Raw genomic sequence first — 26,841 nt, forward strand, 5'->3', positions numbered from 1 at the left:
ATTTTACTGATTATAAACTGGAACGGGCCATTGGTCTTCTTGCTCCAATAGGCCGTTTTTCCAAAATTCCACTTCCATATCGGTAAGGAGACAATTGTTCAGCTCCTGAGCGATTTTCTCTTTCTCCAAATACTGCCCAATAAATACCAGCTCGTTCTTGCGGTCGCCGAACACGGTATCCCAGTCCGACTCTATCACTTTTTGGTTTTGGATAAAAGTTGGGTTCCCGATACGCTCACCAAACGGCATCGAAGCCCACCAAACACCCGCCGCGTCGGCCTTGCAGGAACCTCCGGCCGAACTCCAGACCAATGCCTGATCTGGCCTTGATGCCAACCAGAACAATCCTTTGCTCCGGATTATGTTTTGCGGGAACTGCTTGTTGATGAAATTTAAAAATCGTTCGGCATGGAACGGTTTTTTGCTTCTGAAGGTCATGGAACCAATTCCGTATTCCTCGGTTTCGGGGACATGGGCGTTTTCCAGTTCTTTTATCCATCCGGCAGAGGCTTCCGCTTTTTCATAGTCGAACAGGCCAGTGTGTATTACTTCTTCAAGCGGCACTTTGCTTTCCTTGGCCGGTAAAATACGGGCTTCCGGATTCAGTTTTTGAAGAATCGCGTACAGTTCCTTGAGCTCTTCCTCGGTCACCAAATCAACTTTGTTGAGTATAATAACGTTGGCGAATTCCACCTGATCGGTCAATAAATTGACAATGGTTCTATCGTCTCCTTCGATATCAGTGAGTTCACGGGTGGCCAGATAGTCCGAACTAGAAAAATCCTTCAAAAAATTGAGGGCGTCCACCACGGTGACCATGGTATCTATATAGCTAAAACGGCTCAAATCTATATTGCCGTCGGCACTTTCAAATGTAAAGGTCTGGGCCACGGGAATGGGCTCACTGATGCCTGTACTTTCAATCAACAAATAATCGAATCTGTTCTGAGCGGCCAAGCGTTCCACTTCGACCATTAAATCTTCCCGAAGGGTACAGCAGATACAACCATTGCTCATTTCCACCAATTTTTCGTCCGTTCGAGAGAGCGTATTTTCATTTTCGACCAATTGGGCGTCAATGTTCACCTCGCTCATATCGTTGACGATTACGGCTACTTTGAGCCCTTCTTTGTTGTGCAATATGTGGTTGAGCAAGGTGGTTTTGCCTGCTCCCAGAAAGCCACTGAGTACTGTTACTGGTAGTTTTTTCATTTATCTAATCGCTTAAGAATGATTTGGTTTAATGGTGATCCATCAAAATGAAATAATGGCACCTCGGGGAAACCCAGTGTTTTTTTGATGGAATTCCAATGTGTGGACATAGAAAAGTTTGTGTCGGTGGTTTTTGGCCTTTAACACATGGAAAATTTTTTATACAAGATGCTCGGATACAAAGTATGCTTGGCGTGGTAATCAAAAATCATATCCAAAAGCAAGGATAGTTGGTTTAATGCTTACTCTCGATAAAATTTGATTGTACCCTTTGGAACTAAACAGGGCTGGGAGGAGGGCGAGAAAAAAGCTGGTAAGCGGCTAGGAAGCCATCTGTTAGAAATTCATAATTTTTTGCAACTGGCCTAAAGGGTAACGGCTCAATGGCCAAAACCTCGAATTCAGAACCTGCAGGGGATATTTCCGGTGTATGCTGGCTTTTTACTATATGATCGCTAACCACACAATGGGCATAGTGATCTTGGTCACCATCATGGGCCAATACGTGAAGACCTGCCATTTTAACCATAAGGAAAATGGTCAAAAAGAAAAAGCCGATACTATGTTTCACGTAGCCTCTTTGCATTGGGCTTTAAAGTTATTACAAATATTGTTAAGTTGACCTTAAAGTTCCGGATAAGTCCGACAAAACAAGAAATCAATGTTTATGTGCGACGTTGGCCCGATATAGCTTCCAGTTTACAAAATGGGCCGCCGAAACCATCAATGCCCCTCCCACAGTGTTTACAATTTCCCAGGTTTCGTTCAAATCCAACCTGCCCAGAGCAATCAAACCAAAGCCAACTGCGGAAACGAGCAAAGGTTTGGGGTTATGGTGTGTTTTTTTGTAGCTGGGCCACAGTGAAACAAATACAAATACAACTCCGATTGCAATGAAGGTCCATTCAATAAGGGGGTTATGTAAAAAATGAAGGCTCGATAGGGATGAGAAAGAGAGAACGATGGGCACTGCTGCGCAATGTATGGCACAGATCAGGGAGCTTGTAAGGGCAATTATGTCGAATGTCGGTGTTTTTAACTTCATGGTGTTGGATTAAAAGGATTCTTGTGAAAGTTCCATGTTGGCCATGGCGCCTGCCAGGTTTCCGGATGCCACGGCTTGGGCAACCGATCGCATGGGGATACAGTTGTCACCACACGCAAACACTCCGGGAATGCTGGTCTTTTGGAACATGTCTGTTTTAAGAAAGCCCTGTTCGTTGAGCTCACAGCCCAATTCCTTTGGTATGTCGGAACTTTGTTCAAAGGGCAGTCCGGCGTAAATGGCGGATAACGCTAATTGTTCACCGCTGTCGAGAAATACCTGTTGTACATGCCCATCTTTGTGTTCGATTTTGGTAATTTTTTGGTTCAAGATCTTTACGTTGTGTTGATGAAGGGTTTTTAATTGTTCTTTGGAAAAACTTGAAGGGTCGGTTTGCAATATGGTAATCTCATTCTGAAGGTTGAGCAATAGGGAGGTCAAATGAAACGCTTTTTCGGGCGAGGCCATCAAACCAACTTTTTTTCCGCGGTATTCATAGCCATGGCAGTAGGGGCAATGTATTGCCGATATGCCCCAACATTCGCTAAAACCAGGGATTTTGGGCATGGAATCCTTGATTCCCGTTGCAAGAATCATTCTTTTTCCTTCAAAGGTCCCGCCACTTTCCGTCTGAACCAAAAAGCCATTTTTGTTGGCATCCGCTTTTATAGCAAACCCTTCAACAAACTCTACACTTTTATAGGCCATTACCTGGCTTTTTGCTATGGAGGAAATCTCGCCGGGCGGTGTTCCGTCCTGCGTCAAAAAATTATGGGAACGCGGGGTCTGTCTGTTGCATGGTTCGCCGCTATCGATAACCAGGGTTTGCCTTAAGGATCTTCCCAGGGCCAGCGCCGCCGAAAGTCCCGCGTAGCTACCACCTATAATTATAACATCGTATATCTTCTTCTGCATAATGAGTTTTGTAAAATAGTTGTCAAACTTATGAATAATTTATATTATTGCAACAATGTCGCATTAAATATTTATGAAAAGAAGGAACACACCCACAAAACAGGCAATTTTAGATGTGTTGTTGCTGAACGGTAAGGCGCTGAGTCATGACACTATTGCGGAGATGGTCGATATAGAGATAAACAGGGCGACCATATATCGAATACTTAACCAATTTTGTGAAGATGGGCTGGTCCATAGTATTGTGGCAGAGGATGGTAAGCACTATTTTGCGGCCTTAAAGCATTGTGGTTCGGGTGAGTTGGACCACCATCATTTCCACTTTAGGTGCACTCATTGCAAGACTATGGTTTGCTTGGAACAGAAAGTGCGCTTTGATTTGCCCGAAGGTTACAGTGTAGCGAGCGCAAACTGTGTTTTAACGGGTACTTGTATGGATTGTTCATAGTTCAAAAAGTATATGTGAGCCATTGGATTGCCATGTAATCAATAGCAATCCATTAGTATTTGACCGTGTCCTTGGTAGTCGTTCAAATGTTTGTTGTTTTGCTCACAAAGTTCTTGTAAGCATAAAAGGACGCCGGTCTGCATGGAGACCGAACCACATATCATAAGCGTTCCGCCTTTCTCCAGTAGGTCTATGATCAGTTTCCCATTCTTTTCGACCAATTCTTGGACGTACTTCATTTTGCCTTCTTCCCGACTGAACACCGCTTTGAAATCTTTTAAGCCCTGGGTTGTTTTGGCCTCATCCAAAAAGGGTTCGTAGAGGTCAAATGATTTTTTGGTCTTTCCGCCCCAAAAGAGGTATTTGTCTTCTGTTCCGCCCAACATTCCCAAGAACGGGGCGATTCCGGTACCGTTGGATATCATAGCCACGGGCCTGTTGTTCTTTGGAAGGTGAAAATCTTTGTTGGGTTCCAGTTCTGCTTTTAGGGTATCCCCTTTTGATAGTTGGTGCAGATATTGGGAGCAAACACCCTGGGTGTGCAGTTTAATGCTCAACAATATGTTTCCATTATCGGTTTTTCCAATGGAGTACTCACGTTTTATGGGTTCGGCGGGAGGATACACGCCCAATAGGTCCCCCGATTCGAACGTAAGGCTTCGCTTGGGTTTCAGTTGAAGGGTAAAGGTGGTGTCGAAACCATCATTGAGTACGGCCTTTTCCAAAACCTTGAATTTTTTGAGCTTTCGGTTTTTCTTGATTTTCTCCGGGGGTATTTTAATGTGCAATCCGGTTTGTTCACCCCATTTTTGGGACCATTTTTGAAACGATGTATGCGACTTGTTATGTATTAAAAACGGATCTAACAGTCCGTCCGCGTTTTGGCACCCCTGTAAAAAGGATTCGACTTTTAAGGCAAAACCACAGTAATTTTCGTAGGCCAATGATCCCAATCCCACCACGGAGTAGGTAAACTTTTGTTCCGGAAGCAGGGCACTTGCCCTTTTTATAAAATATGTTGCATTGGCAGGCGGGTCGCCATCACCATAGGTGGAGGTGATAACGATGAGGTGCTTCATGCTTTGGTATTGCTGTACATGGTTAAGGTCGTCCAGATAAACGGATTGCCCTATCTTTAAGAGGGATTTGAGCAAGAGATTTCCAAAATGTTTGGTGCTGCCGTTCTCGGAGCCTATCAGAATAATATATGCGGCATCATTGGCCTTGTACTTGTTCCTTATCCTTGATCTTAGCCTGTTGTAAGAGATCAATGCCCCGGAATACATAAGGAACAATATGTTCAGGGCCGCAATGAGCAGTACAATGGACCATGCAATGCTGCCGGAACCTGTATGAAGGTCAAAACTTAGGTCCGATAGCCGGTTTACGAAAGGGTAGTTCAAGGTTTCCACGACCTCGCCCGTTTTCTGGTTGATGCGCAGCTCCTTGTCCTGCAATGCCAAAACATAGAAATCCGTAACATCACTGGAGAAGGGAAATTCCAACCTTCGAACATCTTTAAGCTGTGTGTTTTGAAAAATAGGGAAGTCGGACACAGGTATTGCAGTGCCGTTCCCCGAAATATTTTCAATGTCTATGGATGATTGCATTTGGACGGAGGGGATGACCTCGAACCGAAGCAAGGAAAGATAAACCCCGGTGAATGCAACGATAAAGATGGGCACGAGCGACCATCTGCCCAAAACTACATGCCAGTACTGTGCAAAATCGTCCTTTATGATCTTGGAGAAAAAATGCCGAATTCCCTGTTGCCTTTTTATTACTAAAATTGAACCGGTGATAACGATCAAGAGCAACAAAAAGGAGCCAATTCCCACAAAAATCCGCCCCAGGGATTTAAGGAACAATGATCGGTGCAAATTGGTGACAAAAGAAAAGAAGGGTTTCTGCGGGGCAAGGTCGCCTATTTTTTTGCCCGTTATGGGATCTATGTAAAAATCACCGTTCAATTCTTCATCCATACTAAAAACGGAGGCGGACACGAATTGGTTTTGGTCGATTTTTATCTCAAGAATCTCGTCGTAGGTGTTTTTTAGGGTGTCTATGGTCTGTGAAAGCTTATGCTGCTCCATCCCTTCGACCTTATAGGGCTGTAATTTGGCGTCAATGGGTTCAAATGCCAAAATTATACCGCTTATTGCCGCCAACAACACGAAAAGACAAGAAGTGGCCGCCAAGGCAAAATGGCTGTACCTCCAAATATTTACCACCATATCATCAACTGATTGGCAATGGTTCTTACTTGTTGGATAAGGGTAAATCTCTGGTCCCTTGAGATCGTAGCTTCTGCAATGGTTGGAGTGTTGGGTATGCCAACGTATTCTAAAGAGGTCGGCCAAGAGATAAGATGGGGATGCTGACCAAGGTCATCCCCCAACGGTGGCAATGTTTTTATGATCTTCATGCTGAGGTCCCTTATTCGGTGTATAGAAGGCTTTGAGACCGTAAATTTAATCATTTATTTAGATTTAGTATAAATAAATCCAAATATTGGTGATTGATTCAATAAGGTACCTTTTGACAATTTTAATTTACCCGATAGGTGATTCTTCTATTGGTGATCATACTTTGCACTCTTACGTTTAAAGCAATGTTGTTGGACACGGATGATGGGGAGCAAACATAGGCATCATTATATAATTGTACCCGATATAGGTAGCCCTCCATACCCAAGTCTGGATCGTTAATGGTGAGGGTGTCCGTATCTGTTCCGGAGTATGGGCCCAGGTTTGCTATGTCCGTAAAGTTAGAACCACCGTCGGTGCTTACCTGCCATTGGTATTGGGTGGTATTGCTTGCTGTGATGGGGACATTGCCCGGATGCCCATCAAAAACAATGGTGTTTGAGGGGGCAACAGAAATCGAGGGCGTGTTTCCGGCTTCGGTGTAATCGGGGACTGTGTTTGTATTGCCATCTGCAGGGTCGGTATAGCCACCTTGCCCCATTACCAAGCCAGAAGCATTGATCGTTACCGGGGAATTGCCCAAGTAACCATCCCCGTCAGGGTCTGTGAAACCAGCTTCCAAGGTATCATAACACCCGTCCGAGTCGCTATCGTTGGATGTATAGTTCAAAAAAGTGTCGTTGTCGGAATCGGCTATGTTGTAATTGATGGTGCCATTGTTGTACTGCGAAGCCGCCTGTACCGCATCTGGAATACCATCTGTGCCCACCGGGCCGGGGATGCGCCCGTTTACAGTAGCTACGCCATGACCTGCTTCCTCTGCGTCCAAAATCCCGTCATTGTCACTGTCAAGGTCCAGACCATTGGCAAGTCCGTCCCCATCGCTGTCCGTTGGAGAGCAACCTGTACTGAAACTCTCATCGTTCACGGCGAAGAAAACAGGGTCTGCATTGGCGGAAATTTCCAACCTAAAGATGACCGCTTCGGCCCTTTCGGCTGCCGTCAATCCAAATTCGGAGAGCTCAACGGCTGCCAAACGAATGTTCTTTTTTACGTTCCTATCACTTCGGGAATCGTTTACGTTGTATTGGTCTATCAAAGAATTTCCAACAATGGGCGTATTGTTCCAATTTACTTCGACACCGTTGCCCAAGTAGTTTCCGTTCTCGTCCAATAAATGTAGCCGGTTATAGTTGGAGGAGCCTGATATCTGTGCGCCTTGGGTGAGTAAAATATCCATAATTCCGTCGCCGTATGCGGGAGTGTTGGTGCCCCCTAGTCGGAAGTACCAGGCGTTTCCTATATTGGCAATGGCGTAGGCCATGTCCAGCCCGCGTTCGCCTTGGTACAGGTATGGGTTAAAAGGAATTCCACCAGAGGTTAATGTGGGTCCGGTGGCATCGCTGAGATTGCCGTCGATGGCCCTTCCTTCCAAACGTATGCCGGATTGTATTTTGGTGACGGGTTTTAGTGCGGTCCACGATGTTTTCTCTACATTGAGGTCGCCCGTTCCGTTTCCATCGGTGTCGATTTGGTCAAAGTAACTGTTACTGTCATTGTCTATCATTCGGGCCGAAGCTACTCCGGTCGCGTAGGTATTGCTTCCAACGGTAAAACCCAGCAGTGTGGATGTATTATCGTAGGGCTGTGGGTTTAAACTGCCAACGGAAGATGACCAGAAACCATTGTAGTCCGTATAGATAGAGGTGACATAATTTGTAGTCGTGTTCGATGATGGTGGCGAGCCAAAACCTGTATTGGTTTCGCAGCCATCTTCAAAAATATCGGGAATACCGTCGTTGTCGTCATCTTGGTCAATATCGTCGGGAATACCGTCCCCATCGGTATCGGGATTGGCATAATCGATGGAGTATGTTTTACCTGGATCATTGGAAAACAGGTCCACATTGGATTTGCTGCCCAATAGCAATAATGCAAACAGGAATACACCTAAAAAGAAACGAGTGTAAGTCAAATCTAGCCTATGTTTAGTTTGTTGGTGGATCATCAATATGACAATCAAGGGCAAATTAGAAGACTTTTGTAGAGTTGGGAAGTTTTTGTTGTTAACAAGCATTTGGGCATGGTGTAGTTTATCGAATTCGTGGTAGAGCCTTTCTGTATGAAGGATTTGGACCATGTGTTTTCTTTGCTCGAAGCGTAACACCACATAATTGTTAAGAAACTGTGAAAAAATTTTTAAAGGGATGATTCTTGAGGCGATTTTTTCGGAGGCCTTGTGCTGCGTTTGTTTACAGGGATTTTTGGTGCACTTAAAACACGAATGTTGATAAAAGTGTTAAGAACCTGATCGGGGTGACTTAAAATCCAAGTAAAGAAAATTGGAATTTTACAGTCAAGCTATTTTTTACAACTCCAAACCGTTTTCTTCATGCAGATTACTCATATAACTAAGAGGGATTTTAGTACGCAAGAATTTGATTTACACAAGATTACAAATGCAATCTTGAAGGCCATGACCGCTGTGGAGCATGGTCAGATCACCGATGCGCAGACCATTGCCGACAACGTGAACAAGGTGTTGTTGGAGAGAAAAAGTCAAGATGAACAATATTTGCCGACCGTAGAGGAAGTTCAAGATGTTGTGGAGAACGAACTTATGGACAGTGAGTTCCACGATGCGGCAAAAGCGTACATTATTTACAGGAACAAAAGGGCCCAAATGCGCGAGTCGGACATTTTTGAGAAGCGCATCAACCTAAAACCTTACGAGTATCCGCAATTGTATGAATATGTTCCGGCAATCCGTCATTCGTATTGGATCCATACCGAGTTTAACTTTACCAGTGATATCCAGGATTTTAAATCCGGATTGAACGAGGTGGAGCGCAGTGCCATCAAAAATACCATGCTTGCCATTTCTCAGATCGAGGTGGCGGTCAAATCTTTTTGGGGCGACATTTATCACAGAATGCCCAAACCGGAAATCGGTTCGGTAGGCGCCACCTTTGCCGAAAGCGAAGTGCGCCACCACGATGCGTATTCCCACCTTTTGGAGATTTTGGGATTGAACCGGGAGTTCGAGAACTTGAAGAAAAAGCCAGTGATCATGAAAAGGGTGCAGTATTTGGAGACGGCCCTCAAAAATGCTAAAAGTGAGAACAACAAGGACTATGCGGAGTCCGTATTGCTATTCTCCCTTTTTATCGAGCATGTTTCGCTGTTCTCGCAGTTTTTGATCATTATGGCGTTCAACAAGCACAAAAATGTACTGAAAGGAATTTCCAATGTTGTGGAAGCGACTTCCAAAGAGGAACAGATCCATGGCGATTTTGGAATCGATATCATTAATATCATCAAAAAGGAACATCCAGAATGGTTCGATGATGAATACAAGGCGATGATCCAGGATATCTGTGAGAAGGCATTTGAGTCAGAAAGTAAAATAGTGGATTGGATTTTTGAGGAAGGTGAATTGGACTTCTTGCCAAAGAACTTGGTGAACGAATTCATCAAAAACAGGTTCAACAACTCATTGGAGAGCATTGGCATCTCCAAAATATTCGATGTCGACCAAAAACTATTGGAACAGACCGAGTGGTTCGACGACGAGATCATTGGAACAAAACACGGAGACTTTTTTGTAAAAAGATCTATCAACTATAGCAAAAGAACACAAAGTATAACAAGCGACGACCTTTTTTAAATTATGGAGAAGAGAACACAAACCCCGATCACCGACCTAAAGCAAGACAACAAAACCCAAGAACTTGTAAATGCAAGAAAGGATACCTTGTCCAAACTTAAAAATGAAGAGGATAAAGGTTTTGAATGGTTGAACGAATATAGCCGACAATTTTTGGCGTCGGGATACCTTACCGAAGGGGTGAGCCCAGAGGAACGTATTCGAGAAATTGGCGATAGGGCAGAGGAGATTTTACAGATTCCGGGGTATTCGGACAAATTCTATGGTTATATGTCCGAGGGGTTTTTCTCTTTAGCTTCTCCGGTGTGGTCCAATTTTGGAAAAAGGCGCGGACTGCCCATCAGTTGCTTTGGTTCCCATATCGATGATGACATGGGGAACATTCTTTACACTCAATCGGAGGTAGGGATGATGTCGAAGCTTGGTGGTGGAACTTCCGGATACTTTGGTAAAATTAGGCACAGAGGAGCTCCTGTAAAGAATAACGGACAAGCTTCGGGAGCGGTACACATTATGCAGTTGTTCGAGTCCATGGTGGATGTAGTAAGCCAAGGTTCTGTTCGTCGCGGTCGTTTTTCTCCCTATTTGCCGATTGATCATAAAGACATTATGGAATTTTTGGAAATCGGTACGGAGGGAAACCCTATCCAACAGTTGACCCATGGCGTTACCGTGACCAACCAATGGATGCAGGAAATGATCGAGGGCGATGTTGATAAAAGGACCGTTTGGGCCAAAGTGTTGCAGCGTAGGGGAGAAATGGGCTATCCTTATGTGTTCTTCTCCGATAATGCCAATGATGGTGCCGTAGATGTTTATAAGGACAAGAATCACCGTATCCACGCAAGTAATCTTTGTACAGAGATTATGTTGCCATCCAACGATGATTGGTCGTTTGTATGTGTGCTTTCAAGTATTAACCTGTTGCATTATGATAAATGGAAGAAGACCGATGCTGTTGAGACCATGGTTCATTTCTTGGATGCGGTAATCACCGAGTTTATCGAAAAATTGGAGGCGTACAGGGATTCTTCCGACAGGGACGACAGACAAACGTTCCTGTTCATGGAAAGAGCATACAATTTCGCCAAACAAAACAGGGCTTTGGGCCTTGGTGCTTTGGGATGGCACTCCCTATTGCAGTCCAAGCGATATGCATTCAATAGCCAAGAAGCCTATAACTTGAACAGTGAAATATTCAAAGAAATCAAAGAACGTTCTTACAAGGCATCCGAGCAATTGGCAGAGCGTTTTGGCGAGCCGGAAGTGTTGAAGGGATACGGTAGACGCAACGCAACGTTGAACGCCATCGCTCCTACAACTTCCTCGGCATTCATTTTGGGTCAGGTGTCCCAAGGAATCGAGCCTATCTGGTCCAACTGTTATGTGAAGGATATTGCCAAGATCAAGACCACTATCAAGAATCCATTTTTAATGGACCTATTGGAAGAGAAGGGACAGAACACCAATGAAGTTTGGAAGAGCATTCGCGATATGGATGGTTCGGTACAGCATTTGGACTTTTTGACCGAAGAAGAGAAAGCTGTCTTCAAAACCTATTCGGAATTGGATCAGTTGGATATTATCTATCAAGCGGCCAACAGACAAAACCACATAGATCAAGGACAATCGGTGAATATCATCGTACACCCGGATATGCCGACTAAGGATGTGAATAAAATTCACGTAACCGCATGGAAACTGGGTCTTAAATCCCTGTACTATCAGCACAGCATGAACGCGGCACAGAAATTCAAACAAAAGAAGGATTGTGTGAGCTGTGAGGCATAAAGGCAAATAACAACCAATAAAAAAAAGGAGGCTCGAACTAACGAAGCCTCCTTTTTTCTTCAAACTAACTAGAAAAGAGGTTACAATATCTTAATGTCAATAGAGGTTCTGCTCTGCCAACCGGTAATATCGGTAACAGAGTAGGCACAGTGATAGTCACCAGGGTCAATGTCATCTGGAATGGTGACCGAAATATTTATTTCATACGAAGTAGTGCCATCCTCTATTTCGAAATTTTCTATATAGATCATTGGATTTACAGCTTGTTTAACAGCTTCCAACTCACATTGGGCACCTTGGTCATCATGGGTATGATGATCAAAATTATGGTGAATGTTCAAGCTATAGGCGGCCAAGGCCAAATTGTCGGTCACCTGCGCCTTGAATGTATAGGTCTCGCCTCTTTCCAAGGTTTCGCAAGCCTGTGGAAAACCACCTGTATAATTAACGCTAATGGTTGGTTTTTCCTCGTCTACACTGCCATCGTCACTACTGGAGCAACTTGCTAAAAAAAGCGTGGCGAATAGGATCAGGCTATATTTTATTTTCAGTTTCATAGCTCTTTTTTTTAACCGTGGGGACCCTTGTGGAGCCCCACGGTTGGTTAATTTAAAGTGTAGGTACGGTTACATCGATATGTGTTTCATACTCCAAAGTGTTGCCATCTTCATCTTCAATAATAAAAATAGCGTGGTATTCACCTGCGGGAGCCGTTGCCGGAACATCGATATGCTCATGGAATTCTGCTTCGGACAATTCATGGTACCCTTCGGAGAACGTTTGTTCAAAATCCCACTCCACTTCACCTTCGCCTACCGGCAAATCATGTCCGTGGATATCAACCGAGATTTCATGGATTCCGTTTACGGCTTCGATCATAAACTCAATGTGAAAATCGTTTCCTCTAGCTACCGTTTCATCCATTTCAAAACCGCTAATGGTAATCGGGTCCAAAATTTCAATGTGCCCTTCAACCTCTGTACTGTTGCCCAATTCGTCCGTTACCGTTAGAGTGATGTGGTATTCCCCGGAAGGAATGTTCGATGGGATGTCAACATGTTCGTGAAAGGTTGGGTTGATCACTAAATAGCTGGCATCCGTGAAGCTCTGTTCAAAATCCCATTCCACTTCTCCCTCACCTACTTCAAGGTCGTGTCCATGGATGTCAACTTCAATACTGGCCACCGTACCGGGAGCATTGATCTCTGCTTCCATGTGTATGTCGGAGCCTTTGTAGGCCACTTGTTCTGTGGAGTGGTCGCTTCCCTCTCCAAATTCAAAGTTGGAAATTTCCGGAGCTGCTATGGCATCGCCGCCATTGTCGTCGCTGCTACAAGAATGTAGGGCAAATGCTCCCAATGCAATAATTGCTAAAGATTTAAAATTAGTTTTCATGTTGTTTCTGTTTTTGGTGTTAAAATTCATTTGTATTGTTTAAAAGGGTACGGTCATCGATATGGATAAATTCCTGCCAGGTTCAGGAACATCGATGAGCCTATAAAAACTGGTATGATCGTAGTATTCGGTATTGAATACGTTGTTTAGTTTGATGCGCAACTGCGCTGGTTTTCCATTGCCAAAGAGTTGGATTTTTGTGTTGGCCGAGATGTTCAGTGCTTGGTATCCATCGGTAACCTCTTCGGGAGGGACAATATCATTTTGGGCGGCTGTTATCCTAAGGTCGGCCGTTAGCTGCGGTGATTGCATAAATGCGATATCCTTAAATTGATAGCTGGCCGAGAACAGCCCTGAAAGCGGTGGCGAAAAGGGAATGGTAAAATCCTTTTTGGGCCCGCTGGTCTGTCGGGAATACACATACTCGGCAGAGGCATCCAACCGCAGGGCCGTTGTTACGTTCACCCCGGCACGAGCCTCACCACCGAACCGGAACACCTTGCTTTGGGTATATTCATAAATTTGAAGGGTCTCGTAGTAGCTGGAGGTTGGGTTTAGATAAATAAAATTCTCAAAGAAATTCACGAATGGACTGATTCCAATGTTGAATTTTGATGTGGAATGATCGATATCGACATCCAATTGGTAGGATTGTTCTGGATCAAGATCGATATTTCCCCTTTCGTACCGGTACATATGGTAGTTTACCCCGTCCGAAGCAAGCTCGTTGGCCAGTGGCATTCTAAAGCTCTTGCCAAGATTTATTTTAAATGTGGTGTTTTGATGGATATAGCTCAATCCCAAGGAACCGCTCAAGTTCCCAAATTCAAGACTTTTGTTCTGTGAGCGTTGCAAGTACACATAAGATGTCGAACCATCGGGATTATTTATAGGTGTTTGGAACCAATCAAAGTGGGACTTGGTTTCCATAAGGCCTGCATCGTACCGTAGCCCTCCTTGAAGGTGGAAATTCTCGTTTATCTTAAAATGATCGTAAATAAAAGCGCCCGCGGAGTATCTGTTGTATGCTGGGATCAGGAAACCCCATCCTCCAATATTGTTGTTCTGTAGCTCGGTGTTTATACCAAATACGAAATCGTGTCCATTATTTGGGCTGTAAGTATCCTTTAAATTGAGGGAGTACGTGTTTTTTGTAAAAATCCGTTCCCTGCTATTGGGAGGTGTGGGCATATAACCGTGTGGCACGGGCTCCGAATTTTCGTCCCGTTGGTTGTTTTGGTAGCCCAGGTCCAGTTCCAAGGTATGTGGACCCAAATAAAAAGTAGTATTGTTGGTGACCTTAAAGTGATTAACACTGTGGTACGGAAGATCTACATCCCTGTTGGAACTGTCATAGTCAATACTAGAGGACCTAACTTCCAGTCCATGCGCATTGGCAAAAAATCCATTTTTGGCGTTTACATTACTGAAAAATGTCTCGGATTTTATGTTTTCCGTGACAAAGCCAAGGCTGAAACTGGCATTGAATTCCTCGCCCGCTGTGTTTCTGAGGTTGTTTTCGTGAAGCTCAAAAATGTAGTTCTCATAATTTATCCTGTCCGTAGGAACCTTGTAATCGGCGTAGTCCCTATAGGTTAAACGTCCTCTGTAAAACCACTTTTCCTTTCTCCCCTGCACTCCGGCAGAGACGCCAAAGAGATCGTTGTTGGTCTCTCCCAGTAGATTGACCTCTCCGCCAAAGGAATTGGGCAATGGAACTTTGGAGGGTTGAATGTCCACAACACCTGCAATGGCGTCCGAGCCATAAACAAGTGAGGCCGGACCTTTTATGATCTGTATGTTGTCTATACCGTACTGGTCTATTTCAAGGCCATGATCATTGCCCCATTGCTGAGCTTCGTGCTTGATTCCGTTCTGTACGACGCTCACCCTGTTAAAGCCCAAACCACGTATTACAGGTTTGGATTGCCCCGACCCAATGGTGATGGTACTTACCCCTGGGATTTTTTTCAAGGTCTGCATCAAACTGTTTTCCCGATTTTTTTCCAAGAATTCCTGGTCCACGCCAACGGTTATGGTGGATAGTTCTTGTGCTTTCCGTTTTTCAGTTTTTCCGAGCAGTTCTACGCCATCTAAATTGGTGATGGATTCCTTCAGCCTGACAACAAGGTTCTCTACATCCTCTTGGACTTCCACGGTAAAATGTTCTTCGGCATAACCTATGTGTGTAATTTCAAAGCGGTATGTCCCTTTGGGGACATTGTTTATGGTGAACGCGCCACTATCCGTAGAAATCGCATATAGATTTTTTCCGATTATGTTTACTCCTGTTATGGGTTTCGAAGTTTTGGCATCTACTACCATACCTTTTATTGTATGTTCTGCTTGTGCGGATACTTGAATACACAGACTGGTGAACAGCCATGTGATTAGCAATTTTTTGATCATTTTAATACTGTGGAGTTTTCGAATAGCTTCCTGCCTGTGAAGCATAGCGGTCAGTGCCCATTTGATTTTATGCGGAAAAGCACATGTGTTTGAGCGGTCACATGCTTACTATGATCAGTAAACATGAAAGATGCCGTAACAAGCATTGCCTATTCTTGGTGCGGTACCAAGAATGTTTTTCCAAATAAAAATGGGGAATTAAATATGGGGTGGTGGCCGGGAAAAGAGAAAGCTTGTGCCAAGCGTTCCCGAAACCTGAAAATGATATACGGAAGCAATATCATTTTTTGCGACAAATTCAACGTGTTCTGAAACAGGTTCAATTACGTTGTCCAATACTATCGGTACATGTATGTCGGATGCGATATTATGGCATACCGCACAATGGTCCAGATAATCCTCTTGATGGTCGTCGTGGGAAAGCACATGAACGCCCATAAGCTTAGTTGCCAAGAAAAGGGCAAGCAGTGCGTAGGTAATGCTATTTATAAGACGACTGTTTTTCATCAAGCCACAAATTTATTAAAAAACATTGTTATGCAAGGGTAATTTCTCCAATGTCCATATTTTTTAGCATTTCCTTAATAGCTGATGATAATTTTGTCAATTGTGAAAGCGTATACATAGATTCAATAAAGTTGGCAATTGAAGAGTCGTAGTTCTTTTTTGGTTTATAATTAAAGTCGGATGTTTTTTCCATCATCAAAGTACCATTTCACAACAAAACCATCTTGGCATACAACATAACTTCTTCAATCTACCCCGTTCTTGATAAGTTTGGGTATGCCTTACTACGTAAGGAAACCTCATCATCCAAACTATGAACAAACCTCAATCCTCCCTAATTTTTAGGTGCTTTTCAGTGTTGATTTTTCTTGGTATTGCTTCACTACAAGTAGGATACGCGCAGGATTGTACAGTGGATGCCGGTCCGGACCAGACCGTATCGCAGGTCAATGCCGTTTTTATGGATGCCAATGTGCCAGCTGCAGGAGGTTCGGGTATTTGGACACGTCTTTCGGGCCCCCCCACAGTAACCATTGATGAAGTGAACAATCCCCAAACCCAATTATTGGATTTGGTGCCGGGGGATTACATCTTTGAATGGACCGTTTCGGGGCCCAGCTGTGATGCCGCTTCGGATTTAGTTGGAATTACCGTACAGGGCATAGACCTGGAAATGGATATTGTGGCCAGCAATACTCAACCCGATATTGGCGAAGTGGTCACTTTTACCGTAAACATGAGCAATTTTGGGGATGTGGATGCCACCAATGTGGTCGTGGAATATTTTGTGCCTTCGGGCTATACGAATATTACCGCAATCGATAATTCAGGTTCCGTTGATGGCTCACAAAAAATAACTTGGTTTGGTTTTGATGTGCCGGTGGGAGCTAACACGGTTGCTTTGAACTTCAATGCCACCGTACTGACACCAACAGGGACCACAGGAGAATATACCCATACAGCTGAAGTTATATTTGCAGGTCAAATTGATGGGGATAGCCCGCCGAACAACGATGACGGTGACCAGAGCGAAGATGATGAGGACAATATTGATGCCGCTCCCGTTCAGGCGGATTTATCATTGGGCAAGTCCGTGGTCGGTGGCAATTTGTCCCCTTATGTAGGCTCACAGATCAGTTTTGAAATATCCGTTTCCAATAATGGACCACACGATGCGACCAATGTACAAGTGGAAGATCAGTTACAATCTGGGTTCACCTTTGATTCTTATTCGGCAACATCGGGAACCTACGACCCCAATACAGGTATTTGGCAAGTGGGGACCGTGGGCAGTGCAGCTACGGAGACACTTACCATTGTAGTCGATATAAATGCTTCGGGGAATTATACCAATACAGCACAAATAATCGCGTCGGATGCTTTTGATATCGATTCAACACCCAACAACAATGTTCCGGCCGAGGACGATCAAAACGAAATTATTCTGACACCTGAGCCGGTAATTGACCTATCATTGACAAAAACCATTGATAAATCACCGCCGTTGGTGAGTGATAACGTTAGGTTTACTCTAACTGTGACGAACGACGGCCCCAGTGAAGCGACCGCTGTACAGGTAACGGATTTATTGCCCTCAGGCTATACCTATATATCCGACGATGGTGGTGGTGCTTACGATGAAGTTACCGGAATTTGGGACGTTGGTTCGATTACAAGCAGTGACTCGGCCAGTTTAAGTATTCTTTGTAATGTAAACGCTTCGGGAGATTATGATAATGTGGCAGAAATCACGGGTCATGATCAAACAGATATAGACTCGACCCCCAACAATAATATCCCAGGCGAAGACGACCAAGATGCCGTATCGGTGGTACCGGAACCATTGGTGGATATATCTGTTGCCAAAGTGGTGGATCAGATTATCCCAGAAGTAGGAGAGGAGATACTTTTTACGGTTACGGTGCAAAATGATGGACCGAGTGATGCTACCAATATTGTGGTCACCGATGTTTTGGCATCCGGGTATCGATTGGTGAGCTCCAATCCGTCCGTGGGCAGCTACAATGCAACAAACGGCTCTTGGGTCGTAGGAAATTTGGCCAATGGAGCTTCCGAAACTTTGGAAATTACAGTAGAAGTATTGCCAACTGGAAATTATATCAACACAGCCGAACTGACGAATGTTGCGGAGATGGATGTAGATTCCAGCCCCAACAACAATAACGAACTGGAAGATGATCAGGAGACCGTGGAACCCATTGTAATTCCAGTGGCCGATTTGCTGTTGCAGAAATCAGTGAATGTATTGAGTCCGTATGTAGGGCAAGATGTGATTTTTACCATCAACATTACCAATTTGGGCCCAAGTGATGCTACGGGGGTCGCTGTAATGGATGTATTGCCCGACGGATATACCTATGTTTCCCATGGAACCACGGCGGGAATCTATAACGAGGGTTCAGGCATGTGGAATTTGAACGGTACCGTGGAAGATACCAGTACAGAGACCCTCACTATTTTGGCCACGGTGAACAACTCTGGGGATTATTTCAATGTGACGGAAGTTTTTTCTTCCGATCAGTACGACCCGAATTCCATCCCCAACAACAATAGCATTTTTGAGAACGATCAAGACAATGCCGGGACCACTCCCGTTCCTTCGGCAGATTTAAACCTGGAGGTCCGTGTGGATCGCCCAACTCCCGATGTGGGAACAGAAGTTGTTTTTACCATCACTTTGACCAATGAAGGGCCAAGTGATGCCATCGGTATTATCGTTGAAAATACCTTGCCAGACGGGTTTACTTACATTTCCGATGATTCAGGAGGCTTGTTTAGTGCATCAAATGGAATTTGGAACGTGGGCAGTTTGGCCTTGGAATCGCAACTGGAGCTTCAAATTGTTGCCGAGGTAAATCCTTCTGGGGATTATACGGTAGGTCCTGAGGTCATAAACGCTATTTTTTTCGATATTGATTCCACGCCCGGAAACCATATGCTTTCAGAAGATGATCAGGATGAACAGACGGTCGCGCCAAGACATGTCGTCGATATTTCGGTTTCAAAAACCGTCAACGATATGAATCCCGAGGTAGGGGATGAGATAGTTTTTACCATAGCGGTACGTAACGATGGCCCCAACAACGCATCAGGATTAATTGTTGAGGATGAGTTGGAAAGCGGTTATCAATTTGTTTCGGCAACCACATCAGCTGGAGTTTATGATCAAATTGCCGGCACTTGGGATTTACCGGATTTGGCAAATGCGACCACAGCAACTTTGGAGGTAAGGGCAAGAGTGCTTTCGAGTGGAGAGTATAAGAATACGGCCGAACTTATTGCCTCGGATATTTACGACCCAGATTCTGCTCCCAACAACAATTTGGGGTCCGAGGACGATCAATCCACCGTGATACCCGTTCCCGGAGGCCTGAGTGATTTGTCGCTTTCCAAAACTGTGGATAATGAAAACCCCAATGTAGGCGATGTGGTCCGCTTTGTGTTAAGCCTTACCAACAGTGGTCCATCCGATGCAAGAGATGTAATGGTGACAGATATGTTGCCATCCGGCTATACCTACCAATCGCACACCTCGACCGCTGGGGTGTACGATGTGGCTTCCGGAATTTGGAACGTGAACCGAACCATTCTGGATCAGGATACGGAAAGTTTGGAGATTTTGGCCGTGGTCAATGCGCCAACAGGTGAGGAAAATGAGTATGTGAACGAGGCTTTTGTTTCCTCAAGTTTATATCTCGACCCTGATAGCGACCCATCAACGGGCTTTGGGGATGATGATTTTGCTGATGGTATTTCGGATGATGACGAAGCAACCGCCTTTGTGGTGCCCCAAACCGTAGATTTGTCCATCTCAAAAAGTGTTGATGATACCATGCCCAATATTGGGGATGAGGTTGTTTTTGAAATAACGGTGACCAATCAAGGTGTTGATGAGGCTACCCATGTGGGCATACAGGAAGAACTGCCTTTGGGCTATCAATATATCAGTTCGGAAACTACCGTAGGAAATTACGATTCCGAATCTTCGTTTTGGGAAATTGAGTCGCTTCCAGTTTCCCAAACCGCAATACTACGGCTTACCGTTAAGGTGGTTGATATTGATGATTATGTGAACAGGGCAAGTTTGGCCTACGTGGATCAATGGGATGTAGATGAAAGTAATAATTCCTCCGAAGCGTTCGTAGACCCAAGTTGTCTAGTGGTCTACAACGAGTTTTCTCCCAATGGAGATGGGGTCAACGATTATTTTAAGATTGATTGCCTAGGTCGTTATCCAAACAATACACTTCAAGTATATAACCGATGGGGGAATATTGTGTACCAGACAAAATCTTATAAAAACGATTGGGACGGCACCCCCAATGGACGTGCCATGGTTCAACCTGAAGACCAGTTGCCCGTGGGCACCTACTACTATGTGTTGGATTTGGGCGATGGCTCGGAACCACGAACGGATTGGTTGTATTTAAACAGATAAAAATGGAGTTGGTTTCATCAAAATATAAAATAAAGGGTTGTAGGTATATATGTATGTTGTTCCTTTCCCTATGCTCCATTTTTGGTTATGCGCAGCAGGATCCACAGTTTACGCAATACATGTACAATACTATGAGCGTTAATCCTGCCTATGCGGGCAAAAATGGCCATTTAACGGCCTTGTTGTTGCACCGTTCGCAATGGGTAGGTGTAAATGGCGCACCCAATACGCAGGTGTTGGCCGTGGATATGCCTTTGGAAAACAAACTTGGGGCTGGGGGCATTATCTCCCGTGATGCATTGGGGCCTTCATCGGAAATATCGGTGGATGGAAACGTCTCGTACACCATTCAGTTGGATAGTGCCAATAGCAAATTATCCTTTGGGATGAAGCTCGGCGGTCGCATTTTTGATGTGGACTTCTCCAAAGGACTTACGGAAGATACGGATGTGGCCTTTCAAAATAATATCAAGAGCAAGTTCTTCCCCACTATTGGGGCCGGACTTTATTATGATACGAAAAAGGGCTACCTGGGATTTGCCATACCCAATTTCTTTTCACAAAAGCATTATGATGGTGAGGAACAGGAAATCGCTGCGGAGCGTTTGCACTACTACTTTATTGGTGGAAAAGTGGTGGATTTGACGCCGGATGTGAAGCTTAAGCCGGCCTTCTTTGTGAAGTGGGTGCCTGGCGCTCCGATAATAGCCGATTTATCGGTGAATGCAATGCTCAGGGAGACTTTCACTTTTGGATTGGCCTACCGCTGGGACGATTCGTTTTCCACTTTGTTGGGAATGCAGATCAACCCGAATTTTAGTGCCGGCTATGCCTACGACCTCACAACTTCCAATTTGGCGAGTTATACGGGCGGGTCGCACGAATTGTTTGTACGGTACGAATTTAAATCTTCCCAAAAACAAAAGGAGGCGCCTACATTTTAGACCTGAATGGGAATGGCGGAAATAGTCGTTATCTTTAACTTTGAAACAGCAAAATGCTGCTAAAATTGATAAGCTATGGAAAGGAATGAGCTGTATCCTGTTTTTTTGAAGGTAAACAACCTGAATGTACTTATAGTGGGAGGTGGAAATGTTGGGTTGGAAAAACTGACTTTTTTATTAAAATCGAGCCCCAATGCACAAGTGCAGATGGTTGCTCCGGAGTTTTTATCGGACACGTTGGAGCTGGCAGAAAAGCACAATGTGGAAATTACAAAGGATGTTTATCAAGAAAAATATTTGGAAGGCAAGCACATGGTTGTGGCCTGCACGGACAAACCCGAAGTGAACGAGCAAGTGTACCACGATTGTAGAAAGCTCAGCAAATTGGTAAATGTAGCGGATAATCCACCGTTTTGTGATTTTTATATGGGCGGTATCGTAACGAAGGGGAACGTAAAAGTTGCCATTTCCACCAACGGACAATCCCCGACAACGGCAAAAAGATTGCGTCAATTTTTTGAGGACGTGCTTCCTGAAAACATTGATGATCTGGTCAAGAACTTGAACGAATACCGAAAAACCTTAAAGGGCGATTTTGAGCAAAAGGTCGAGGCCTTGAACGAGTTTACCAAAGGCTTGGTGAACAAAAAAGATTGAGCAGGTTATAAACGTTTCATCGCCTCTATCAAATCATCTCTTTTTCTTGGTGAAATATTCACCTGCATCTCGTTGCTCATGATAAGGTGGCCTCCATCCGATTTGACATATTTTTTCACCTTTTTCAAATTGATAAGGAAGCTATTGTGCACCCGCATAAAGTTGTGTTCGGAAAGGAGCATTTCATATTCCTTTAAGTGCTTGCTCACTAAAAAAATACTTTCATCCTCCAACATAAAACAAGTGTAAGAACCGTCCGCTTTGCAGGCCACTATGTCATCAATGGCAATAAACTCCATTCCGGCGGTGGTGGCCAAGCATATTTTTTCTGGGCGCACTTTTCCACGGGAAATGCTTTGCATCAATGTGTCCAGCTGCTCTCTATAAACATTGGTGTCCATACGGTTTCTCGCTTTTTCCACCGCTTGCTGGAGTTCGTCCAGGTCTATGGGTTTCAATAAATAATCCAAGGAACTGAATTTAATGGCCTTGATGGCATATTTTTCAAATGCAGTGGTGAAAACAACTTCAAAGTTCGGGTCTTTTATTTGGTTTAGAACATCGAACCCTACACCGGATTGTAGCTCTATATCCAAAAACACTATGTCCGGACTGTATATGGAAAGAACTTTTACAGCCTCATCTACCGATCCTGCCATTGCAATGACTTGTACCTCCTTGCAAAATTCCTCCAACATGGATTTAAGGGTCTCCCTGCTGTGTTTCTCGTCTTCGATTATTACTGCTTTTAAAATCATAGGGCTATTTTTAGGGGTTATTGGTTATGGCTATAATTAAAGTTGTTGTGTTCTAAACGATACCGGATTAAAAAAATAAAGGGTTTTTCTTTCAAACCTTATAGGAATTTGATTGTTTTATTTATATTTGGGAAATGGGGATGGTCTTTTTCGGTGCTATGCTGAAATCTGAGACTATCGCATAATTTTTTACTTCATTGAGACATAGGATTTTCGTTCAACAATACTATCCTAACCCAATATTTATGTTGGTTAAGCCAACGTAAACAAAGGTTTTTTTAAATTCGTCAATATTTTATTTCTATTACTATGGTGAAAAGATATGTTTTTCACCATATTAAGTTAAACATTTTTACGGGGGAAGAATAAATAGTGGAAAGAAAACCACTTAATTTGTCACTTTTCAGTGAAAAAATTGTTTAACCCTTTGGGTTGAGGGATTAAAAGAACTCACCATTTTTGTTCCTTATAGTAACTGTTGCGCAGCATAACCCCATACTTGCTTTCAGCTGAAGGAATTACTCATGGTGAGTTTTGTCAAAAACCTTATGAATTTTGGGCCGCACTGCCTTTATCGCCAGAACCAAAGACAAGAACATTTGTTCGTTGTGCAGCCCAGTATTCATATTTTTTCAGTTGTTAAATCTACAGTGTTCATAGTTAATTGGTGTATGCCATTTGATGGATGGGTGTTTTGAGTTTATGAATGCCCCTTTTGAGTTAACGTAAGTTTCAAAGACACTTCTTTTTAGTTGAAAATGGGACTCCTGTTTTAAAAGGAAATCCCATTTTTTACAACAGGAGAACACTAAAAAGATTCGTAAAAGGGCCATCAATTCATTAAGCTGTATGATATAATTCTTGATGCTCGGGATATTTTGTGGTTTTCGGAAAGCACTTCTTTTTTAGGGGCATTTTGGCCACAAAGTGTCCTTTGAAATCTATTGAGGCAATATTGCTGAAATAACCTAGGATGTCCTCGTAATCGTTAATATTTATTCCCGCCTTTGCCAAGCTATTGTGCACAACCGATTTATTGACCTTATTTTCCCAATTGCCATTGAGCCTTGTGTCATTGGACCTTATAATAAGGATTTTCAGTTTTTTTAAGTGCCAAGTTGGAACATAGAAATTGGTTACACCATCCTTTATGGATTTAAAGGTCACATACACTTTGCCCACATTTTTGTAGACTTTTGCCGTATATCCAATACTGTTGTTGCTCAATGGTAGTTTCAGGCACGAGTCATCTGATTCCAGATAAAAAAGTATGGGGTTTTTGTTGAGTACTTCTTCTGTAATTTGCGGAACATCTATCGTAAACGACCAATTGGGTAATTGCTCCCTTATATCAAAGGATAAGAGTTCCACTGTGTTGGGAGTATTCTTCCCACGGGATTCTTCGTGATCCTTTAGTGCGGAATTGGATTTGTTGATAAGATAGATGGGATAACCTATGATTACCGTGGCACAGATCAATGTCCAAAAGATGGTCAAAAGATGCATAACTTTATTTTTGATTAATAAATCGGGGACCGTTATCAGGTACTAAGTAACAAAGAAAAATAGTGGGTAAGACCCATGAATATACGGATGGGGCTTTTCAATTGACGTATGAAAAACCACCGATAAAATGATTGTTTTTTACGTTGAAATACACCCGTTTTTTTCTTAAATGGACATTTTGAAGCATAAATTTGGTTTACTGCCTACCCTATGATGTCTTATTGGTCTTTTCCAATTGGCCGATTACGCCCATTACATCATAATTTGCAATTTTTCGTGTACTATAATTTCGTTTTATGTGGTTTACGTATGTATGGATTTCAAGAGTATAGTAGTTCTCAAGTTCAAAGACCGGATCTTTGGCGATCTCCAGACTACTGTTCACTTTCATTTTACCATAAGCTCTCGCATGGTAGACAATTTTATAGTTGTTATTATCATTATCCATCCATTCAATGGTCACTTCAATAAAATCGTCCATGCGTTCCCTTAGTTTGTAATTCGCATGTTTGGGTATGTTTCCAAACTCATATTCAGACTTGATTAGGTCCAAAATCCATTTCTCCAGAAAATTATCCTTCATGTCATTTAAATTTTAGGTGTTCTGATTTTTGGTCTGCAATAGGCCAATGGTTCAATAAATTTTTAATGAGGTTGAAAAGGTTTTGGATTGTTTTTGTAGTCTTGGCTGGCCAAGACCTAGGTTCTGTACTTTAACCTTAGTTGTGAGTGTTATTTCGTAATGTGCAATAATGTTTTTAACCAATTAATGGCGTTTGTTCTCGCCAATTCACTTTGGTCTTTACCTTCTGTATCAAAGCCATGACCAACACCTTCATAAATATGGAGTTTTAGCGGAACACCTTTTTCTTCCAATAAATCTACCATGCACAATGTATTTTCAGTTAGGTATCCCTTTGAGGGAACCTGATACAAAATGGGGGCATAGGGCCGGTATATATTTTCTTCAAGTGCATTTTCATTACAAGGTCCTGGTCCCCAATAACCATATCCCGAGGATCCTCCATAGTAGAAAACCCCTCCGGCAAAACCATTTTCCGGTTTGGGTTGAGGTGGCTGAACTCCCGATGAGGCATCATATTTGTTCCCGTCAAAACTTTGTGTCCATTCCCAATCGGAGGGAGTTGAACCGGTATCATAGAGTGTTGCGGCCAGCGCACTGGCTCCATCGGAAAAACCAAGTAATGCAATGTCATTTGGTCTTACCAATGGCTTGCCATTATCTAGTTTTAAGTTTTTGAGTACCTCTAAGGCCATGTTGGCATCTTTGGGGCGAACAAATTGAGAACTGATCCTGAAGTTGTCCGGAGCGTCTGTCCATTTTCCAGTTCTCTCCTTGACATTCCTTCCCGAGTAACTGTCAACAAAAGCACCGACAATACAGTTATTGTCGAATATTTCCCGCCAATCACGATTTTGACCGGACATTTTTCCGGTAGTTGGGTCATCGTTCGACCACATTCCACCAGAACCATGCATTACTACTACCGCAGGATAATTTTCATTATCACAGCCCTTAGGTATTGAAAGGTAAATAGGGATTTTGTCCTGTTGTATCTGGACATAGATAATCGTGTCCAACGTAGATTGCGCCATTATCACTTCCGGAGCATTTGTAAAGGGGGTAGATCCACCTTCATCCTCGCTGCAGGAGATAAAAAATATAGACGATACGGACAAAAATAGGCTAAGTTTAATAAATAATTTTGACATTGTTTTTTTCATAATTTCATATTAATAAGTGCACGAACAGTTAGAAACTCCTTGGAACAAATCGATGCCCAAGGTCAAAACATGGGTACCTTTCGAGTAGCCCAGTATCTCATTCATAATTATCTGATAAGAGTATCCAAAGTAGAAGTCTCCTTTTTTGAGGCCAATAACGGGAGCTATATATAGGGGAGAGCCAAATTGGTCGTTCAAAAATCTGTAGGTTATCCCCGCATAATAGTAATTCAGATAATCATACCATTTGAACTTGGTATTGATATCCGTTATGGACCTTCCGTCACTTTCAAAATATTGGAAGAAAACTGAAGGTTCTATCTCAAAATCAGTTCTTGAGTTCTTTCTGAATTTATATCCGGAATACAGATAATAATTGCGTAGGGTATTAGGTTCAAAAATTGGGTTGAACTTTTCAAATTCCTTGTTAAGAATGTTAGCGGCGTTCACACTGAGATAAAATCCACCGCGTCTGTACAGTGTGCCCACATCAAAATTTGGATTGCTGGATGACCGGTCGTTAATAACGGCAGGGTCGTTGTTAGGGTCAAAGTTTTCAATATCTATCCTAAATTGGTTCAAATTAAAGGACAGGGCAAAGGAGAAATATTGGTCATCATATTTATTAAGGGTAAGGTGATGTGCAAAGGAAACCTTGCCTCCTCGTTGTTTTGTTTCACCATTCGAATCGTTATATATCACCATTCCAATACCGGAACGGTTCCCCAATCGTACATCTGCCGATAACGATTGGGTATCCGGGGCATCCTTAATACCTACCCATTGGGTAACCCCGTTCATCCGTACTTTTACATAATCACCAATTCCTGCATAGGAAGGGGACATCACAAAAGGGTTGTCGGACAAGTATTGGGACAATTGCGGAATGGTCAGCTCTTGTCCTTTTACAAGGAACAGGTTTGTGAATATTAAGAAAACTACAACTCTCTTCATTT

22 protein-coding genes are annotated in these 26,841 nt (G+C 43.3%); 6 read left to right on the forward strand and 16 right to left on the reverse strand.

Features of this window, described 5'->3' with window-relative positions; translation table 11 throughout:
- Window positions 1-3: 3 nt before the first annotated feature.
- The 4 genes from GVT53_RS19135 to GVT53_RS19150 form a co-directional block, all read right to left on the reverse strand.
- The gene (locus GVT53_RS19135) at window positions 4-1,212 is read right to left on the reverse strand and encodes a GTP-binding protein (RefSeq protein ID WP_205791785.1); all 1,209 of its coding nucleotides are present in this window, start codon (window positions 1,210-1,212) and stop codon (window positions 4-6) included.
- 277 nt (window positions 1,213-1,489) lie between these two features.
- Window positions 1,490-1,783 (reverse strand): hypothetical protein, encoded by a 294-nt coding sequence (locus tag GVT53_RS19140; RefSeq protein ID WP_166250078.1) that lies wholly within the window; start codon window positions 1,781-1,783, stop codon window positions 1,490-1,492.
- Between the two features lie 87 nt (window positions 1,784-1,870).
- Window positions 1,871-2,257 (reverse strand): MerC domain-containing protein, encoded by a 387-nt coding sequence (locus tag GVT53_RS19145; protein WP_166250079.1) that lies wholly within the window; start codon window positions 2,255-2,257, stop codon window positions 1,871-1,873.
- Window positions 2,258-2,266: 9 nt separating this feature from the next.
- Window positions 2,267-3,172 carry an NAD(P)/FAD-dependent oxidoreductase gene (locus GVT53_RS19150; RefSeq protein WP_166250080.1) on the reverse strand — a complete coding sequence of 302 codons (906 nt, stop codon included), beginning with the start codon at window positions 3,170-3,172 and terminating at the stop codon, window positions 2,267-2,269.
- A 73-nt stretch (window positions 3,173-3,245) separates the two neighbouring features.
- On the opposite strand from GVT53_RS19150, the gene GVT53_RS19155 reads away from it, so the two are divergent.
- The gene (locus tag GVT53_RS19155; RefSeq protein WP_166250081.1) at window positions 3,246-3,620 is read left to right on the forward strand and encodes a Fur family transcriptional regulator; all 375 of its coding nucleotides are present in this window, start codon (window positions 3,246-3,248) and stop codon (window positions 3,618-3,620) included.
- Window positions 3,621-3,658: 38 nt separating this feature from the next.
- Here the strand turns inward: GVT53_RS19155 and GVT53_RS19160 are convergent, their stop codons facing one another.
- From GVT53_RS19160 to GVT53_RS19170, 3 genes are all read right to left on the reverse strand, one after another.
- On the reverse strand, window positions 3,659-5,854 hold the full coding sequence (locus tag GVT53_RS19160; RefSeq protein ID WP_166250082.1) for a PepSY domain-containing protein: 2,196 nt from the start codon (window positions 5,852-5,854) through the stop codon (window positions 3,659-3,661).
- Window positions 5,845-6,099 carry a hypothetical protein gene (locus GVT53_RS19165; protein ID WP_205791787.1) on the reverse strand — a complete coding sequence of 85 codons (255 nt, stop codon included), beginning with the start codon at window positions 6,097-6,099 and terminating at the stop codon, window positions 5,845-5,847. The genes GVT53_RS19160 and GVT53_RS19165 overlap by 10 nt, the downstream gene beginning before the upstream one ends.
- A gap of 68 nt (window positions 6,100-6,167) precedes the next feature.
- Complete coding sequence (locus tag GVT53_RS19170; protein ID WP_205791790.1) at window positions 6,168-8,021, reverse strand: hypothetical protein; 1,854 nt, start codon at window positions 8,019-8,021, stop codon at window positions 6,168-6,170.
- 417 nt (window positions 8,022-8,438) lie between these two features.
- Here GVT53_RS19170 and GVT53_RS19175 point away from each other — a divergent pair, with 417 nt between their 5' ends.
- Window positions 8,439-9,713: a ribonucleotide-diphosphate reductase subunit beta gene (locus GVT53_RS19175; RefSeq protein ID WP_166250084.1), complete on the forward strand. Its 1,275-nt coding sequence runs from the start codon at window positions 8,439-8,441 to the stop codon at window positions 9,711-9,713.
- 3 nt (window positions 9,714-9,716) lie between these two features.
- Window positions 9,717-11,504 (forward strand): ribonucleoside-diphosphate reductase subunit alpha, encoded by a 1,788-nt coding sequence (locus GVT53_RS19180; protein ID WP_166250085.1) that lies wholly within the window; start codon window positions 9,717-9,719, stop codon window positions 11,502-11,504.
- A gap of 80 nt (window positions 11,505-11,584) precedes the next feature.
- Here the strand turns inward: GVT53_RS19180 and GVT53_RS19185 are convergent, their stop codons facing one another.
- From GVT53_RS19185 to GVT53_RS19200, 4 genes are all read right to left on the reverse strand, one after another.
- Window positions 11,585-12,061 (reverse strand): DUF4625 domain-containing protein, encoded by a 477-nt coding sequence (locus GVT53_RS19185; RefSeq protein WP_166250086.1) that lies wholly within the window; start codon window positions 12,059-12,061, stop codon window positions 11,585-11,587.
- Window positions 12,062-12,113: 52 nt separating this feature from the next.
- Entirely contained in the window at window positions 12,114-12,899 is a 786-nt protein-coding gene (locus GVT53_RS19190) for a DUF4625 domain-containing protein (protein ID WP_166250087.1), read from the reverse strand.
- A gap of 39 nt (window positions 12,900-12,938) precedes the next feature.
- Complete coding sequence (locus GVT53_RS19195) at window positions 12,939-15,308, reverse strand: TonB-dependent receptor (RefSeq protein WP_166250088.1); 2,370 nt, start codon at window positions 15,306-15,308, stop codon at window positions 12,939-12,941.
- A gap of 198 nt (window positions 15,309-15,506) precedes the next feature.
- Window positions 15,507-15,815, reverse strand: coding sequence for a hypothetical protein (locus GVT53_RS19200; protein ID WP_166250089.1), 309 nt, complete (start codon window positions 15,813-15,815; stop codon window positions 15,507-15,509).
- Window positions 15,816-16,128: 313 nt separating this feature from the next.
- Between GVT53_RS19200 and GVT53_RS19205 the strand changes: the two genes are divergently transcribed.
- From GVT53_RS19205 to GVT53_RS19215, 3 genes are all read left to right on the forward strand, one after another.
- Window positions 16,129-20,274, forward strand: a complete 4,146-nt coding sequence (locus tag GVT53_RS19205) for a T9SS type B sorting domain-containing protein (protein ID WP_166250090.1) — start codon at window positions 16,129-16,131, stop codon at window positions 20,272-20,274.
- A gap of 2 nt (window positions 20,275-20,276) precedes the next feature.
- Window positions 20,277-21,218, forward strand: a complete 942-nt coding sequence (locus GVT53_RS19210) for a PorP/SprF family type IX secretion system membrane protein (RefSeq protein ID WP_166250091.1) — start codon at window positions 20,277-20,279, stop codon at window positions 21,216-21,218.
- Between the two features lie 75 nt (window positions 21,219-21,293).
- A complete protein-coding gene (locus tag GVT53_RS19215; protein WP_166250092.1) occupies window positions 21,294-21,875 on the forward strand; it encodes a precorrin-2 dehydrogenase/sirohydrochlorin ferrochelatase family protein in 582 nt (193 codons plus the stop codon).
- Between the two features lie 5 nt (window positions 21,876-21,880).
- Here GVT53_RS19215 and GVT53_RS19220 read toward each other — a convergent pair whose 3' ends face one another.
- From GVT53_RS19220 to GVT53_RS19240, 5 genes are all read right to left on the reverse strand, one after another.
- Window positions 21,881-22,633 (reverse strand): LytR/AlgR family response regulator transcription factor, encoded by a 753-nt coding sequence (locus tag GVT53_RS19220; RefSeq protein WP_166250093.1) that lies wholly within the window; start codon window positions 22,631-22,633, stop codon window positions 21,881-21,883.
- 840 nt (window positions 22,634-23,473) lie between these two features.
- Entirely contained in the window at window positions 23,474-24,139 is a 666-nt protein-coding gene (locus tag GVT53_RS19225) for a hypothetical protein (RefSeq protein WP_166250094.1), read from the reverse strand.
- Window positions 24,140-24,347: 208 nt separating this feature from the next.
- Complete coding sequence (locus GVT53_RS19230) at window positions 24,348-24,722, reverse strand: hypothetical protein (RefSeq protein WP_108245295.1); 375 nt, start codon at window positions 24,720-24,722, stop codon at window positions 24,348-24,350.
- A gap of 149 nt (window positions 24,723-24,871) precedes the next feature.
- Window positions 24,872-25,873: a dienelactone hydrolase family protein gene (locus tag GVT53_RS19235; RefSeq protein ID WP_205791793.1), complete on the reverse strand. Its 1,002-nt coding sequence runs from the start codon at window positions 25,871-25,873 to the stop codon at window positions 24,872-24,874.
- A gap of 21 nt (window positions 25,874-25,894) precedes the next feature.
- Window positions 25,895-26,839 (reverse strand): PorP/SprF family type IX secretion system membrane protein, encoded by a 945-nt coding sequence (locus tag GVT53_RS19240; RefSeq protein ID WP_166250096.1) that lies wholly within the window; start codon window positions 26,837-26,839, stop codon window positions 25,895-25,897.
- Between the last annotated feature and the right edge of the window lie 2 nt (window positions 26,840-26,841).

Source organism: Flagellimonas oceani, assembly GCF_011068285.1.
In the GTDB taxonomy this organism is placed as follows: Bacteria; Bacteroidota; Bacteroidia; order Flavobacteriales; family Flavobacteriaceae; genus Flagellimonas; species Flagellimonas oceani.

Bases quoted from the DNA above. Each gene is read 5' to 3' on its own strand.
- GVT53_RS19150 (WP_166250080.1), bottom strand. From the start codon at position 3,172: ATGCAGAAGAAGATATACGATGTTATAATTATAGGTGGTAGCTACGCG.
- GVT53_RS19175 (WP_166250084.1), top strand. From the start codon at position 8,439: ATGCAGATTACTCATATAACTAAGAGGGATTTTAGTACGCAAGAATTT.
- GVT53_RS19135 (WP_205791785.1), bottom strand. From the start codon at position 1,212: ATGAAAAAACTACCAGTAACAGTACTCAGTGGCTTTCTGGGAGCAGGC.
- GVT53_RS19230 (WP_108245295.1), bottom strand. From the start codon at position 24,722: ATGAAGGATAATTTTCTGGAGAAATGGATTTTGGACCTAATCAAGTCT.
- GVT53_RS19195 (WP_166250088.1), bottom strand. From the start codon at position 15,308: ATGATCAAAAAATTGCTAATCACATGGCTGTTCACCAGTCTGTGTATT.
- GVT53_RS19145 (WP_166250079.1), bottom strand. From the start codon at position 2,257: ATGAAGTTAAAAACACCGACATTCGACATAATTGCCCTTACAAGCTCC.
- GVT53_RS19180 (WP_166250085.1), top strand. From the start codon at position 9,717: ATGGAGAAGAGAACACAAACCCCGATCACCGACCTAAAGCAAGACAAC.
- GVT53_RS19200 (WP_166250089.1), bottom strand. From the start codon at position 15,815: ATGAAAAACAGTCGTCTTATAAATAGCATTACCTACGCACTGCTTGCC.
- GVT53_RS19165 (WP_205791787.1), bottom strand. From the start codon at position 6,099: ATGATTAAATTTACGGTCTCAAAGCCTTCTATACACCGAATAAGGGAC.
- GVT53_RS19215 (WP_166250092.1), top strand. From the start codon at position 21,294: ATGGAAAGGAATGAGCTGTATCCTGTTTTTTTGAAGGTAAACAACCTG.
- GVT53_RS19190 (WP_166250087.1), bottom strand. From the start codon at position 12,899: ATGAAAACTAATTTTAAATCTTTAGCAATTATTGCATTGGGAGCATTT.
- GVT53_RS19225 (WP_166250094.1), bottom strand. From the start codon at position 24,139: ATGCATCTTTTGACCATCTTTTGGACATTGATCTGTGCCACGGTAATC.
- GVT53_RS19240 (WP_166250096.1), bottom strand. From the start codon at position 26,839: ATGAAGAGAGTTGTAGTTTTCTTAATATTCACAAACCTGTTCCTTGTA.
- GVT53_RS19155 (WP_166250081.1), top strand. From the start codon at position 3,246: ATGAAAAGAAGGAACACACCCACAAAACAGGCAATTTTAGATGTGTTG.
- GVT53_RS19205 (WP_166250090.1), top strand. From the start codon at position 16,129: ATGAACAAACCTCAATCCTCCCTAATTTTTAGGTGCTTTTCAGTGTTG.
- GVT53_RS19210 (WP_166250091.1), top strand. From the start codon at position 20,277: ATGGAGTTGGTTTCATCAAAATATAAAATAAAGGGTTGTAGGTATATA.
- GVT53_RS19160 (WP_166250082.1), bottom strand. From the start codon at position 5,854: ATGGTGGTAAATATTTGGAGGTACAGCCATTTTGCCTTGGCGGCCACT.
- GVT53_RS19220 (WP_166250093.1), bottom strand. From the start codon at position 22,633: ATGATTTTAAAAGCAGTAATAATCGAAGACGAGAAACACAGCAGGGAG.
- GVT53_RS19235 (WP_205791793.1), bottom strand. From the start codon at position 25,873: ATGTCAAAATTATTTATTAAACTTAGCCTATTTTTGTCCGTATCGTCT.
- GVT53_RS19185 (WP_166250086.1), bottom strand. From the start codon at position 12,061: ATGAAACTGAAAATAAAATATAGCCTGATCCTATTCGCCACGCTTTTT.